Here is a 13633-nt window from a genome sequence, read left to right on the forward strand (position 1 = left end):
TTTTTAACTTATTTACTCTTTAAGCAAGACTACTCTTCACTTCCCCAAGGAGCAGAAGGTGTTTCAATTTCTTTTGTGACATCAAACTTTACAGAAAAGTATCTTTCAGAACCAATTCTTCTTAGATTATATGTAAAACTTGTTTCATCAATAGTTACCCACCAAACATTGGTTGCTGCTGACGGAATTAAATCTGCAGTTTGTTTATCCGCAGGAAAAACTTGAAGATTAGCTAACCCAACATTCGAACTCATGCCTCCATATTGTGTAATTTTATATTCTGATCCATCTTTGTGCCTATGATCGTGTTTTAATTGAATCAAATTATCTTTATCCATTGTAAAAACCCACGTTCTAGATTTGTCATCACCCACAAAAAAAGGAATTCTAATGGTATTTTCTTCACAAGAACGCACATGCATTACTAATTTCTCACCTGTAAAACCATCGCCTTCTTTTCCTCCTGCAACAATTTCTCCTTCATAAGATTTGCCACAATGTGTTGCTAAAGCATCCCAAAACACTACAGAATTTGGTACACCTTGTGCTAATAATTGAATTGGTAACAATAATAGAAATACTAATTTTTTCATATTTTAATTTTAAATAATCGGATGAAGATACACTTTTTAAGCATAAAAAAACACCTCATTTACATGAGGCGTTTTAAGTATTTATAAAACTTTAAGTATTAAGCTCCTAAAACTTCAGCAACTTTATCTGCAGCTTCTTGAAATTCTGTAGCAGAAATAATTTCCATTCCAGAATTGTCAATTAATTCTTTTGCTTCAACAGCGTTTGTACCTTGTAATCTACAAATAATTGGCACAGTAATTTTGTCTCCCATACTTCTGTAAGCATCTACAACACCTTGTGCAACTCTATCACAACGTACAATACCTCCAAAAATGTTTACTAAAATTGCTTTTACATTCGGGTCTTTTAAGATAATACCGAAAGCAGTTTCAACTCTAGCTGCATCTGCAGTACCACCAACGTCTAAAAAGTTAGCAGGCTCTCCTCCAGATTCTTTAATTAAATCCATAGTTCCCATTGCTAAACCAGCTCCGTTTACCATACAACCGACGTTTCCATCTAAATCTACATAGTTTAAACCAGCAGCTTTTGCTTCAACCTCAATTGGGTTTTCTTCACGTAAATCACGCATTGCTGCATAATCTTTATGTCTGTATAATGCATTTTCATCTAAAGAAACTTTAGCATCAACTGCCATAATTTTAGAATCAGATGTTTTTAATACTGGATTAATTTCAAACATAGCAGAATCTGAACCAATATACGCTTTGTATAAATTGGTAACAAATTTTGTCATTTCTTTAAAAGCAACTCCAGATAAACCTAAGTTAAAAGCAACTTTACGTGCTTGAAAAGGCATGATTCCTAATAAAGGATCAATTTCTTCAGTAAAAATTAAGTGCGGAGTTTCTTCTGCAACAGTTTCAATATCCATTCCACCTTCTGTAGAATACATAATCATGTTTTTACCAGTTGCTCTGTTTAATAAGACAGACATATAGTATTCATCTGGCTCAGAATCTCCAGGATAATATACATCCTCACAGATTAAAACTTGATTCACTAATTTTCCTTCTGCAGAAGTTTGAGGAGTAACTAACATCATTCCTAAAATATCATCAGAAATACTTTTTACTTCGTCTAAGTTTTTAGCCAACTTAACTCCACCACCTTTACCACGACCACCTGCGTGAACTTGTGCTTTAATTACATGCCAACCAGTTCCTGTTTCTTCTGTAAGCTTTTTCGCAACTTCTACTGCCTCTGCAGGAGTACTTGCAACAATTCCACGTTGTATTCTAACGCCAAAACTGTTTAATATTTCTTTTCCTTGATATTCGTGTAAGTTCATCTGTAAATGTTTAAAACGGAATCAAAAATACAAATTCATATATAAAAAGGTGCAAAGTTTCTATTAAAAATTTATTAATGCTATTTATCTTAAATTTTATAGAGATATTTTATTACAAAAAAGTGTAACATTTTAACAAGATACTCGTCTTTATAATAACGAACAAAATAGACTTATGTATCTAAAACAGAAAAGAGATATTGGTTTTGTACGTACAGATAATCAACCAAAAATTATATGTTTAAAAGAATAATTCTACTGCTTATTGCAGTGTTATCAATAGCTCCGCTATCTGCTCAAAATAAAAAAAACAGAAAAACTATTAAAACTACAAGGGTTAAAAAAACTCTTAAAATAGATGGTCTTTTAAATGATGTAGTATGGGAAAAGGCAGAAGTTTGTACAGACTTTGTTGACTTAAGACCAAATAATGGTAAATTAGTTTTAGAAGAATATCAAACAACTGTTAAGGTTATTTATGATGATGATGCCATCTATATTTCTGCTCAAATGAACGATCCAGACCCAGAAGGTATTCCGCAGGAGTTTGCAACAAGAGATAATTTTAGTATTGCAGACTTCTTTATGGTTACCATAAACCCTAACGACGATGGTCAAAATCCTTTTGAATTTTTAGTTCAAACTACCGGAAACCAAGCTGATGCTAAAGTTTCTAACGGAGATGAAGACTTTAATTGGAGTGCTGTTTGGGAAAGTGTTGCAAAAATTAATGATAAAGGTTGGGCTGTAGAAATGAAAATTCCCTACAGAGCACTTCGTTTTGCAAACAGACCAATACAATCTTGGGGGTTTAATTTTCACCGAAGGTTAGAGAAATTAAACGCTCATCATACCTGGACGCACATTGACAATGCTGTTGGAAGATGGACGCAATACGATGGTTTAATTGAAGATTTTATAGATCTTAAACCACCAACAAGATTAAATCTTTACCCATATGCTTCTGCAACTGCTAATACTTTTGAAGGACATACAAAATATGATTGGAGTGTTGGAATGGATATTAAATATGGTTTAACTGAAAATTTTACTTTAGATGCTACTCTAATTCCAGATTTTAGTCAGGTTGGTTTTGATGATGTTGAATTAAATTTAGGCCCTTTTGAACAACAATTTACTGAACAAAGGCAATTTTTTACAGAAGGAACCGAATTATTTAACAAAGCAAACCTTTTTTACTCTAGAAGAATAGGTAGTGACCCAATAGATCAATTTAACGTAGAAAGCACTTTAACTTCGGATGAAGAAACTACAGATTACCCAAGTAAAGTAACCATGTTAAATGCTATAAAAGTTTCTGGAAGAACAAAAAGCGGACTGGGAATTGGATTTTTTAATGCCATTACAGAAAAAACAGAAGCAACCATAAAAAATAATTCTACTGGAGACACTAGAAAAGAAGTGATAGCCCCTTTTACAAACTACAATATTTTAGTTTTAGACCAACAGTTTAATCAGAATTCTACAGTAACATTAATCAACACAAATGTTACAAGAGACGGCAGGTTTAGAGATGCAAATGTAACTGCTTTAGATTGGCACATAGAAACAAAAGACAGTAAATACAATGCAGATGGCTCTGTTAAGATGAGTAATATTTCTGATGACATTAACAACCCAAACACCGGGTATACATTTGATAATAGCTTTGGATATAATTCTGATCACTGGAACTGGGAATTGGGTTATAATTTTGAAAACAAAGATTTTAACCCGAATGATTTAGGAATTCTTTTTAGCAACAACGAACAATCTATTTATGGTAGCGCAGGGTGGCGAACTTTACAGCCAACCAAAAATTATAATTGGTATAATATTTACTACTACAACAATGCTAATTTTCAACATTATTCTGGCATTTATACTGGTTTTACTGTTAGTGCAGGAATTGAAGCCCAGACAAGAAATAGATTTACTTTTGGAGGAAACTTAAACTACAATACAGAAGAAAAAGATTTCTTTGAACCAAGACAAGGATCTACAAGTGGCATTTATTTTCTACAACCAGAAAGAAAAAATATAAATATTTGGATCTCTACCAACTCACAAAAAAAATTAGAAGTGAATGCAGATATTTATTATTCTGCCTACAACAATTACAACAAGGCAGCTTACGGCTTTAGCATTGCACCTCGTTATAGATTTACAAATCAGTTTTCTTTACAATATCAATTAGATTATAATAAAACGGATAATGATTTAGGTTTTGTAGATAAAGTAAACACCAACATTATCTTCGGTAAAAGAGATCGAAAAAACTACACCAACACCATTGCTAGTAAATATAGTTTTAGCACCAATTCTTCTTTATCTCTTAGTTTTAGACATTATTGGGGCGCTGTGAACTATAACGATTACTACAATCTTAACACAAACGGTGGATTAGACTCAAACACAACCTATAATAGCGATAATGTAAACTTTAATAGTTGGAATTTAGACCTGAGTTACATTTGGCAATTTGCCCCAGGGAGTCAGTTAATTGCTTTTTACAGAAATGCAATTTTTAATGAAGACACAAACGCAGACTTAAATTTCAGTAAAAACTTAGACAACTTATTTAAGGAATCACAAAGACATACGTTTTCTGTTAGGCTTGTTTATTTTATCGATTATAACAAATTGAAAAATATTTTTTAAAACTTCTTACTTTATAAACACAACGGATATTCTTAATAACAAAGGATATCCGTTTTTTTATGAGTAAAATTAAAGTCTTTTTTATACATTCGTTACAAAGTTATAGGTATGATAATAGGTAAAAACATTCACAAATATTATGGGGATGTAGAAGTTTTAAAAGGAGTAGATTTACATATTAAAAAAGGAGAAATCGTTGCTATTGTTGGTCCATCCGGAGCAGGAAAAACAACTTTACTTCAAATTTTAGGCACCTTAGACAAACCTCAAAAAGATCAAAACTACGAGTTAAAACTAAATAACGTTTCACTAAAAAACCTCGCAGACAAAAAACTTTCTTCTTTTAGAAACCAGCATATTGGCTTTATATTTCAATTTCATCAATTATTACCAGAATTTACGGCTTTAGAAAATGTTTGTATTCCTGCTTTTATTGCTAAAAAATCGAAATTAGAAACAGAAACAAGAGCTAAAGAAATACTTACATTTTTAGGATTATCGCACAGAATAAGTCACAAACCAAACGAACTTTCTGGAGGAGAACAACAAAGAGTTGCCGTTGCCAGAGCATTAATTAACAATCCTTCCGTTATATTAGCGGATGAACCTAGTGGTAATCTAGATAGTGAATCTGCTAAAAACTTACACGAATTGTTCTTTAAATTGCGTGATGAATTTGGACAAACCTTTGTAATTATTACGCATAATGAAGAATTAGCAAACATGGCAGATAGAAAATTAACCATGATTGACGGTAAAATTATAGAATAGTGTAACATTTCTAAGTTTAATACTACTTATAAATAAACCTAGATAATGAAAGAAACCTTTAACAATGTAATTAGCTATTTAAAAAATCCAGTACCAGGCATAGATCCCAATAAGAATGCTGGTTATCGCATTAAAGTATTCTTTCACCTATTTGTTATAAGCATAGCAACCAGCATTATAATCACTCCTTTATTCAGTTTAATTCAAGAGTTACAACTTGTAGATTTTGAAACTCATAAACTAGAAGAAATGTTTAAAGACTTGTCTTTTATTCAAGTTTTATTATTAGGTTCTATCCTTACTCCTATTTTAGAAGAAACCTTATTTAGAGCCCCAATTACTATTTTTGTAAAACCTAAATCGTTTAAATATGCCTTTTATATTTTTACACTAATTTTTGGTTTTATACATATTAGCAATTTTGAAATCACCACAAACGTCCTATTACTCTCTCCCATATTAATCTTACCACAATTATTAGTTGGTGGTTATTTTGGATATATAAGAGTAAAATTTGGCTTATTATGGGCGATGTTACTTCATGGAAGTTATAATGGTTTTTTATTTTTAATGAGTTTTTTATTTGAGTAGATAAATATGAAGAAATCTGAATTAAAAGAATTTTTAGACGAGAAGGTAGTTCTATATAACACCCCTAATTTTATTGAATCTGACCCAATTCAGATTCCGCATTTGTTCACAAAAAAGGAAGATATTGAAATTTCAGGCTTTTTAACAGCAACTATTTCTTGGGGAAATCGAACCATGATTATTAAAAACGCCACTAAAATGATGGATTATTTTGATCATTCTCCTTTTGATTTTGTTATAAATCATGAAGAAAATGATTTAAAAATTCTTGAAAACTTCGTGCACAGAACTTTTAATTCAATCGATTTACAACAATTTATAACGTCTTTAAAACACATTTACACGCATCACCAAGGACTAGAAAAGGTGTTGTTGGTTGATGAAAAACAGACCGATTATAAGCATGCAATTCATCATCTAAAACAAGTTTTTTTTGAAACTCCTCATCAACAAAGAACTCAAAAACACATCTCAGATCCACTAAAAAACTCGGCCGCAAAAAGGATAAATATGTTCTTAAGATGGATGGTTAGAAACGATAATTCTGGGGTAGATTTTGGCATTTGGAAAACCCACAAACCAGCAAATTTATCATGCCCATTAGACGTACATTCTGGTAATGTTGCGCGTAAATTAAAACTCCTTTTAAGGAAACAAAACGACTGGAAAGCACTTTCTGAATTAGATACAAACTTGCGAAAACTAGATCCAAATGACCCAGTAAAATATGATTTCGCTTTGTTTGGTTTAGGTGTTTTTGAAAAATTTTAACGACTCTCAAAACTCTAAAAAAGACAAATAAAGCAGTTTATTACAACTAATCTAAAGTTCCTTTTTATCCCTTGTTCTGCTATTTCTATTTTCAAATTAAAGGTTATTATTTCGTTTTAATTTCAAAAGATTATCTTTCACATTTCTAAATCTATTTTTTAAATTTAACTTTTTTCGAATCACATCTAAACATGATAAATGCAATTTAAAAACCCAGAAATATTATACTTTTTAGCACTGTTAATCATACCGATTATAGTGCATCTTTTTCAACTACAAAAGTTCGTAAAAGTACCTTTTACAAATGTTGCTTTTTTACAAAAATTAGCACAACAAACACGTAAAAGTTCACGTATAAAAAAGTGGTTAATATTAGGTACAAGAACACTTTTATTTACCGCTATTATTTTTGCATTTTCACAACCTTATTTCAGCAACAAAACAGCAAACAAAAAACAACATAACTTCATCTATTTAGACAACTCTTTAAGTACAAATACAAAAGGAAAAAGAGGGAATTTATTACAAATAGCAGCCCAAGAAATTATAGAAAACGCATCAGAAAAAGATGTATATTCGCTGCAGACAAATTCCAGTTTCTACGACAGAATTACAAAGTCAGAACTAAAAAACGTTCTATTAAAGGTTAAAGAAACTTCAAAAAAATTAGATTTACCTACTGTTTTACTAAAATTCGACTCAAAAACAAAAAGTAAAACCAACACTCTAAATAGAACAATATTAATATCTGATTTTCATAACACTTACAAAAACGAGTTTACAAATGTAACACCTGATTTATCAGCCATAAAACTAGAATCTTCCATAAAAAACAACATTTCTATAGACAGTGTTTTCGTTACTGATTATAGCGGCAATAATTTCACACTCAATGTTCTTGTAAAAAACCAAGGGGAAACAAAAAACAACATTCCTGTTGCTGTTTACAACAATAACAAACTAATTAGTAAACTCTCCTCCTCTTTTAAAAAAGACACTTTAAAAAACGTTCAATTTAAAATTCAAAACCAGGCAGAATTTAACGGTAAAATAACCATTAATTTTAGCGACACTTTCGCCTTTGATAATGTATTTTATTTCACCATAAAAAATGATCAAAAAATCAATATTTTATCAATCGGAAACAAAGCTAATTTCCTTCCAAAAATTTACACTAAAAATGAATTTAACCTCACACAATCTACAGTCCAAAACACCAACTATAATTCCATTTTAAAACAGCAATTAATTATCCTAAATGAGGTAGAAGATATAACTGAAATACTATCTAAAAAAATCATTGAATTTTTTAAAAACGGAGGAAGTCTTGTAATTATTCCACATAAAAACTTGAATATTAATTCTTACAATTCTTTGTTTCAAAATTTGAGTTTAGGTAAAATTCAACCTAAAAAAACAGACAGTTTAAAAATTACAAACATCAACTATAAGCATCCACTTTTTCAAAATGTATTTTCAAAAAAAGTGACAAATTTTCAATATCCAACAGTGCAACATTACTACCCTTTCTCTTCAAATAATAAAAGTACAATTGTAGCTTTTGAAAACGGAAGTTCTTTTATTTCTCAAATTAAAAATGGAGAAAATAACACCTTTTGGATATCGAGTTCTCTAGACACAAAAAACAGTAATTTTATAAATTCTCCTTTAATAGTTCCTGTGTTTTACAACTTCGGAAAAATGAGTTTTAAACACCCTAAATTATTCTATAGAATTGCATCAGAAAACACCATTGATATTGAAACAAATATTAAAAAAGACAAGGTGTTAAAAATTGCAAATTCTGAAAATTCTTTTATTCCGTTGCAAAAGAAATTTCAAAATAAAATAAGTATCACCACAAAAGAACAACCATTAAAATCTGGCATATATAGCATCCTACAAAATACAGATACCATTCAAAAAATTGCATACAATTATGCTAAGGAAGAAAGTTTGTTAAATTTTCTGGACTTAAATGAACTAAAAGAAACCAATCAAAATATTACTGTTTCTAATTCAGTTGCAGACGTTTTTAAAAAAATCAACAAAAAAAATGAAGTTCATTGGCTTTGGAAATGGTTTTTATCGTTGGCAATTGTATCTTTGCTTTTAGAAATTTTGATTTTAAAATTCTATAAACCATGACTACGCTTTTAAAATCGGCAACGATTATAGATACTTCAAGCCCATATCATCACCAACAAAAAGACATTTTAATTACCAACGGAATCATTACTAAAATTGAGGATTCTATAGAAGACAACAATTATCAAGTGGTAACGCTAGATAACTTGCATGTTTCTTGTGGTTGGTTTGATTCGAGTGTTTCTTTTGGGGAACCTGGCTATGAAGAACGAGAAAACATTAAAAACGGATTAAATGTTGCTGCAAAAAGTGGCTTTACAGCCGTAGCAGTAAACGCAAACTCAAACCCAGTAATAGACAATAAGGCAGCGGTTGAGTATTTAATACACAAAGCAAACGGATTTGCTACAAGCCTCTACCCTATTGCTGCACTAACACAAAACAGCAAAGGTGTTGATATTGCCGAATTGTATGACATGCAACAATCTGGTGCCATTGCTTTTGCAGATTACAACAAGCCAATTGCAAAAGATAATTTGATGAAAATTGCACTTTTGTATGCTCAGAATTTTGATGGCTTGATTTTTAGCTTTCCTAAAAACAACTCTATTGCAGGAGAAGGAATTGCAAATGAAGGCATTAATAGCACGAGATTAGGATTGAAAGGAAGCCCTGCTTTAGCAGAGCACATACAAATTGCAAGAGATCTATATTTATTAGAATATACAGGAGGAAAATTACATATTCCAACTATTTCTACCACAAAATCTGTTGAGCTAATTAAAGAAGCTAAAAAGAAAGGCTTGCAAGTTACCTGCAGTGTCTCTGTACATCATTTAACTTTATCTGACGATGAATTACATGGTTTCGACAGTAACTTTAAGGTAAACCCTCCTTTAAGAACTAAAACCGATTTAAAAAGCCTGATAAAAGGAATTAAATCTGGAGTTATTGATATTATCACTTCAGACCACAACCCTATTGACATAGAGCATAAAAAATTAGAATTTAGTGAAGCAAAAGACGGAACTATTGGTTTAGAAAGTGCTTTTGGAGCAATTAATTCAGTTTTAGGTTTAGAAGATTTTATAGAAAATATTACAAGTAAACCAAAAGCTATTTTTGGTATAGAAAATCTTTCTATTCAAGAAAACAATAAAGCTGAAATTACTTTATTCAATCCTGAACAGAATTACACTTTTACAAAAGAGGATATTTTATCAACCTCTAAAAACAGCGCTTTTTTAGATAAAAAATTAAAAGGGAAAGCCTACGGAATTTACGCTAACAATCAATTAATATTAAAATAAACAGCATGCAAAATCAGACAGCAAACGAAGGAAAAACAATGGCAATTATAAGTCATTTTTGGATTATAGGCTTAATCATTGCTTTTTTCATGAACAACAGCACAAAGAATTCTTTTGCTAATTTTTACATCAGACAAATGATAGGCTTAAATTTAATTCAATTTTTAAACGGATGGATTATTTATAACTACCTAGGAAATACAGCAGGAATAATTGTAAGTACTATTTTATTGGTTTTATGGGTTATTTCATTAATGGGAGCTGTTAAAGGTGAAGAAAAAATTATTCCTGTAGTTGGAGATCAGTTTCAAGAATGGTTTAAGAACATATAATTAGATTAAAAAAGAATATAAATGAGCGATTTACAATACATAGTTAGGCAACCAAAAACAATAGCTGAAAACCCGCCATTATTAATTTTATTACATGGTTACGGAAGTAATGAACAAGATTTATTCTCTTTTGCTGAAGAATTACCAGATGAATTTTTAATTATCAGCGCACAAGCACCTAATGCATTGGGTGCCGGTAGCTACGCTTGGTACGCTATTAATTTTGATGATGTAAATGGTAAGTTCTCAGATCTAAAACAAGCAAAAGAATCTATAGATAAAATTGCCATTTTTATTGATGAAATAAAAGCAAAATACAATACAGCCTCAGACAAAACTTTTTTATTAGGTTTTAGTCAAGGTGCTATATTAAGTTATTCTTTAAGTTTTTTCTACCCAAATAAAGTACAGCATGTAATTGCATTAAGTGGTTACATTAATACAGAACTACTACCTGCATCTATTTCTAAAGAGATTAAAACAGACTACTATTGCTCTCATGGTTCTGTAGACCAAGTTTTACCTATAGAATGGGCTCGAAAAAGCAAACCTTTCTTAGATAGTTTAGATTTTAAAAACGTGTACTCAGAATATCCGGTAGGTCACGGAGTTGCTCCACAGAATTTTTATAGTTTTAAAACCTGGATTGAAGAACGTTTATAAGCTTGTTTATTTTAAACTTTTAAAAGTGTATACAGAATCAATAAAAGCTTTAAAAGACATATAAAGAACCTCAAACACTCGTTTGAGGCTTTTTATTTACAAATAAATAAAACTCAGCAATAGACAGAAATCTATCTTATTTATAAATTTGAACCACAAATAAAACCCAACAATACATTTACCATTAAATTATAACGCATGAATACGCTAATAAAAGTAATTGAAGCAGAAGAAATTTTGACAATAATTCCGCTTTTAACAAAATTAAATTCAAAAACTCCTTTAGATATATTAAAAGAACGCGTGATAGAAATATCAAAAAACACCAATTACGAATGCGTAGGTCTATATGTTGATGAAAAATTAGTAGGAATATCTGGACTTTGGTACTCTACAAGACACTATATTGGTAAATCCGTAGAGCCAGATCACGTAATTATTGACGACTCTGTTCGTGGACAAGGACTTGGAAAACAATTCTTTAATTGGATAGATAGTCACGTTAAAAATAAAGGCTGCGAAGCGATTGAGCTAAATGCTTATTCTAGCAATCCTAAATCTCATAAGTTCTATTATAATGAAGGATACAACATCTATGGCTTCCATTTTTTAAAGGTTTTACGAGACGATAAAAAATTTTATTAATTTTTTCAAAAAAAAGCTTGCGGAACTCAAAAAACATATTATATTTGCAACCGCTTACCAATAATGCGAAAGTAGCTCAGTTGGTAGAGCGTCAGCCTTCCAAGCTGAATGTCGCCGGTTCGAACCCGGTCTTTCGCTCAAAAGACTTCATATTTAATATGAAGTCTTTTTTTTGTTTAAAATATTAAAAAAGATTTAGAAGTTTTTAAACCTCTAAATCTTTATCATAAGGAATACGGTTTAAAATGTGATTAATTACATTTACACGCGCTTCTGTTTTTCTATTTGCTCTTATTATCTTCCAAGGAGAAATATCTGTATTTGTTTTCTCAAACATTGCTTTTTTATACTCTGTATAATCATCCCACAGCAATTGAGCCTTTTCATCTAACTTTGTCATTTTCCATTGCTTTAATGGATCACTTTTTATGTCTGCAAAACGTTTTGCTTGCTCTTTTTTAGAAATAGACATATATATTTTAACTAAATGAATTCCCGATTCTAAAATCATTCTTTCGAAATCATTAACCTGGTTCATAAATATTTTATATTCCTCTTGTGTACAAAAGTCATTAACAGGTTCTATAACCGCTCTGTTGTACCAACTTCTATCGAAAAACACTATTTCTCCTGCTTTTGGGAACTGCTCTACATATCTCTGAAAATACCATTGAGACTGCTCATCTTCCGATGGTTTCGGCAGCGCAACAATACGCATATGACGCGGATTGATACGTTCTGTTAATCTTCTAATCGCTCCTCCCTTACCTGCAGCATCTCTACCCTGAAAAACAATAATTATCCTTTCATTATTATTAATAGCCCATTTTTGTAAACGAATCAATTCTACTTGCAAGCCCTCAAGCTTCTTTTGATAATCTACGTATCTAATGGCTCTTTCTATATTTAAAGGTTCTTTAGACAAAAGCGCTAACAAACCTTTCTTAGAATTTAGTTTTTTTAAATTTTTAGGTGATATTTCCATATTAAATTTAATCTATATTAGTATTAGATCTATAATAACGCATTACAACATTAGGATCTGGGGTTAATACTGTTTTTGCTTCTTTATCCTCATAATCAAACTGAGATAATACGTGCCTAATAGCTTCTAACCTTGCTACTTTTTTATCATTCGTTTTTATCATCATCCAAGGACTGTAAGAGGTATGTGTCTTAGAGAACATCTCGCCCTTATAATGCGTGTATCTATCCCAAAGAATTTGCCCTTGCTTATCAACAGGACTAAATTTCCATCTTTTTAATGGATTTTCTTTTCTGCCTTCAAAACGCTTTAGTTGCTCTTCTTTACTAATTGATAACCAAAACTTAATAATAATAACCCCGTCTTCGTACATCATATGCTCAAACTCGGGCACTTGCACTAAAAACTCTTTATATTGTTGATCTGAACAAAACCCCATAACAGGCTCTACTACCGCTCTATTATACCAGCTTCTATCAAAAAAAACAATTTCACCAGGGTTTGGCAATTCTTTTATATAACGTTGAAAATACCATTGTCCTTTTTCTATTTCTGTAGGTTTATTTAAAGCAACCAACCTACTAGAACGTGGGTTTAGGTGCTCCATAAACCTACGAATATTACCACCTTTACCGGCAGCATCTCTTCCTTCAAAAATAATTGCAACACGCTTGTTGTTATTAGAAATCCATCTTTGTAATTTAACAAGCTCTATCTGAAGCAACCTTAGCTCTTCATTATAAATAATTGTTTTCTTTACTTTCTTACAAGCAGCATTCTTTTCTCCTATAAGTGCTAATAACTCTTGATTGTTTTTAACATTCTTAAAGTCTTCTGAACTTAATCCTTCTTTAATTTCCATAAATTCTATTTACTCGGACTAAAATAACTACTTTTTTTTAGAAATGCATTAAAAAAAAATCATTTT

13 protein-coding genes and 1 tRNA gene are annotated in these 13633 nt (G+C 30.9%); 10 read left to right on the forward strand and 4 right to left on the reverse strand.

Translation table 11 applies throughout. The features are described 5' to 3' along the window. Positions 1–29: 29 nt before the first annotated feature. The gene (locus H0I27_RS12430; protein WP_218731007.1) at positions 30–593 is read right to left on the reverse strand and encodes a hypothetical protein; all 564 of its coding nucleotides are present in this window, start codon (positions 591–593) and stop codon (positions 30–32) included. 98 nt (positions 594–691) lie between these two features. Continuing rightward, positions 692–1888 carry an ADP-forming succinate--CoA ligase subunit beta gene (gene sucC / locus H0I27_RS12435; RefSeq protein ID WP_218731008.1) on the reverse strand — a complete coding sequence of 399 codons (1197 nt, stop codon included), beginning with the start codon at positions 1886–1888 and terminating at the stop codon, positions 692–694. A gap of 237 nt (positions 1889–2125) precedes the next feature. Between sucC and H0I27_RS12440 the strand changes: the two genes are divergently transcribed. The 10 genes from H0I27_RS12440 to H0I27_RS12485 all read left to right on the forward strand — a co-directional run bounded on the left by H0I27_RS12440 (position 2126) and on the right by H0I27_RS12485 (position 11858). Then, the gene (locus H0I27_RS12440) at positions 2126–4549 is read left to right on the forward strand and encodes a DUF5916 domain-containing protein (RefSeq protein ID WP_218731009.1); all 2424 of its coding nucleotides are present in this window, start codon (positions 2126–2128) and stop codon (positions 4547–4549) included. 108 nt (positions 4550–4657) lie between these two features. After that, positions 4658–5320 carry an ABC transporter ATP-binding protein gene (locus H0I27_RS12445; RefSeq protein ID WP_218731010.1) on the forward strand — a complete coding sequence of 221 codons (663 nt, stop codon included), beginning with the start codon at positions 4658–4660 and terminating at the stop codon, positions 5318–5320. A 45-nt stretch (positions 5321–5365) separates the two neighbouring features. Then, positions 5366–5911: a CPBP family intramembrane glutamic endopeptidase gene (locus H0I27_RS12450; RefSeq protein ID WP_218731011.1), complete on the forward strand. Its 546-nt coding sequence runs from the start codon at positions 5366–5368 to the stop codon at positions 5909–5911. Positions 5912–5917: 6 nt separating this feature from the next. Beyond that, positions 5918–6682 (forward strand): TIGR02757 family protein, encoded by a 765-nt coding sequence (locus tag H0I27_RS12455; protein ID WP_218731012.1) that lies wholly within the window; start codon positions 5918–5920, stop codon positions 6680–6682. Positions 6683–6880: 198 nt separating this feature from the next. Then, on the forward strand, positions 6881–8830 hold the full coding sequence (locus H0I27_RS12460) for a BatA domain-containing protein (RefSeq protein ID WP_218731013.1): 1950 nt from the start codon (positions 6881–6883) through the stop codon (positions 8828–8830). Continuing rightward, positions 8827–10080 (forward strand): dihydroorotase family protein, encoded by a 1254-nt coding sequence (locus H0I27_RS12465; protein WP_218731014.1) that lies wholly within the window; start codon positions 8827–8829, stop codon positions 10078–10080. Before H0I27_RS12460 ends, H0I27_RS12465 begins: the two co-directional genes overlap by 4 nt. A gap of 5 nt (positions 10081–10085) precedes the next feature. Next, positions 10086–10412, forward strand: coding sequence for a hypothetical protein (locus tag H0I27_RS12470; protein WP_165733665.1), 327 nt, complete (start codon positions 10086–10088; stop codon positions 10410–10412). A 21-nt stretch (positions 10413–10433) separates the two neighbouring features. After that, positions 10434–11075, forward strand: coding sequence for an alpha/beta hydrolase (locus H0I27_RS12475; RefSeq protein WP_218731015.1), 642 nt, complete (start codon positions 10434–10436; stop codon positions 11073–11075). A gap of 198 nt (positions 11076–11273) precedes the next feature. Continuing rightward, the gene (locus tag H0I27_RS12480; protein ID WP_218731016.1) at positions 11274–11720 is read left to right on the forward strand and encodes a GNAT family N-acetyltransferase; all 447 of its coding nucleotides are present in this window, start codon (positions 11274–11276) and stop codon (positions 11718–11720) included. Positions 11721–11785: 65 nt separating this feature from the next. Next, positions 11786–11858, forward strand: a tRNA-Gly gene (locus tag H0I27_RS12485). A 67-nt stretch (positions 11859–11925) separates the two neighbouring features. Here the strand turns inward: H0I27_RS12485 and ppk2 (H0I27_RS12490) are convergent. Continuing rightward, positions 11926–12705: a polyphosphate kinase 2 gene (ppk2, locus tag H0I27_RS12490; protein WP_218731017.1), complete on the reverse strand. Its 780-nt coding sequence runs from the start codon at positions 12703–12705 to the stop codon at positions 11926–11928. 7 nt (positions 12706–12712) lie between these two features. Then, entirely contained in the window at positions 12713–13567 is an 855-nt protein-coding gene (gene ppk2 / locus H0I27_RS12495) for a polyphosphate kinase 2 (RefSeq protein WP_218731018.1), read from the reverse strand. Positions 13568–13633 lie beyond the last annotated feature (66 nt).

This window comes from Polaribacter sp. HaHaR_3_91 (genome assembly GCF_019278525.1).
GTDB lineage: Bacteria > Bacteroidota > Bacteroidia > Flavobacteriales > Flavobacteriaceae > Polaribacter.

What these genes read in the sequence shown, in the direction of transcription:
- H0I27_RS12430 (WP_218731007.1), bottom strand. Translation starts at nt 593, where the DNA reads ATGAAAAAATTAGTATTTCTATTATTGTTACCAATTCAATTATTAGCA.
- sucC (WP_218731008.1), bottom strand. Translation starts at nt 1,888, where the DNA reads ATGAACTTACACGAATATCAAGGAAAAGAAATATTAAACAGTTTTGGC.
- H0I27_RS12440 (WP_218731009.1), top strand. Translation starts at nt 2,126, where the DNA reads ATGTTTAAAAGAATAATTCTACTGCTTATTGCAGTGTTATCAATAGCT.
- H0I27_RS12445 (WP_218731010.1), top strand. Translation starts at nt 4,658, where the DNA reads ATGATAATAGGTAAAAACATTCACAAATATTATGGGGATGTAGAAGTT.
- H0I27_RS12450 (WP_218731011.1), top strand. Translation starts at nt 5,366, where the DNA reads ATGAAAGAAACCTTTAACAATGTAATTAGCTATTTAAAAAATCCAGTA.
- H0I27_RS12455 (WP_218731012.1), top strand. Translation starts at nt 5,918, where the DNA reads ATGAAGAAATCTGAATTAAAAGAATTTTTAGACGAGAAGGTAGTTCTA.
- H0I27_RS12460 (WP_218731013.1), top strand. Translation starts at nt 6,881, where the DNA reads ATGCAATTTAAAAACCCAGAAATATTATACTTTTTAGCACTGTTAATC.
- H0I27_RS12465 (WP_218731014.1), top strand. Translation starts at nt 8,827, where the DNA reads ATGACTACGCTTTTAAAATCGGCAACGATTATAGATACTTCAAGCCCA.
- H0I27_RS12470 (WP_165733665.1), top strand. Translation starts at nt 10,086, where the DNA reads ATGCAAAATCAGACAGCAAACGAAGGAAAAACAATGGCAATTATAAGT.
- H0I27_RS12475 (WP_218731015.1), top strand. Translation starts at nt 10,434, where the DNA reads ATGAGCGATTTACAATACATAGTTAGGCAACCAAAAACAATAGCTGAA.
- H0I27_RS12480 (WP_218731016.1), top strand. Translation starts at nt 11,274, where the DNA reads ATGAATACGCTAATAAAAGTAATTGAAGCAGAAGAAATTTTGACAATA.
- ppk2 (WP_218731017.1), bottom strand. Translation starts at nt 12,705, where the DNA reads ATGGAAATATCACCTAAAAATTTAAAAAAACTAAATTCTAAGAAAGGT.
- ppk2 (WP_218731018.1), bottom strand. Translation starts at nt 13,567, where the DNA reads ATGGAAATTAAAGAAGGATTAAGTTCAGAAGACTTTAAGAATGTTAAA.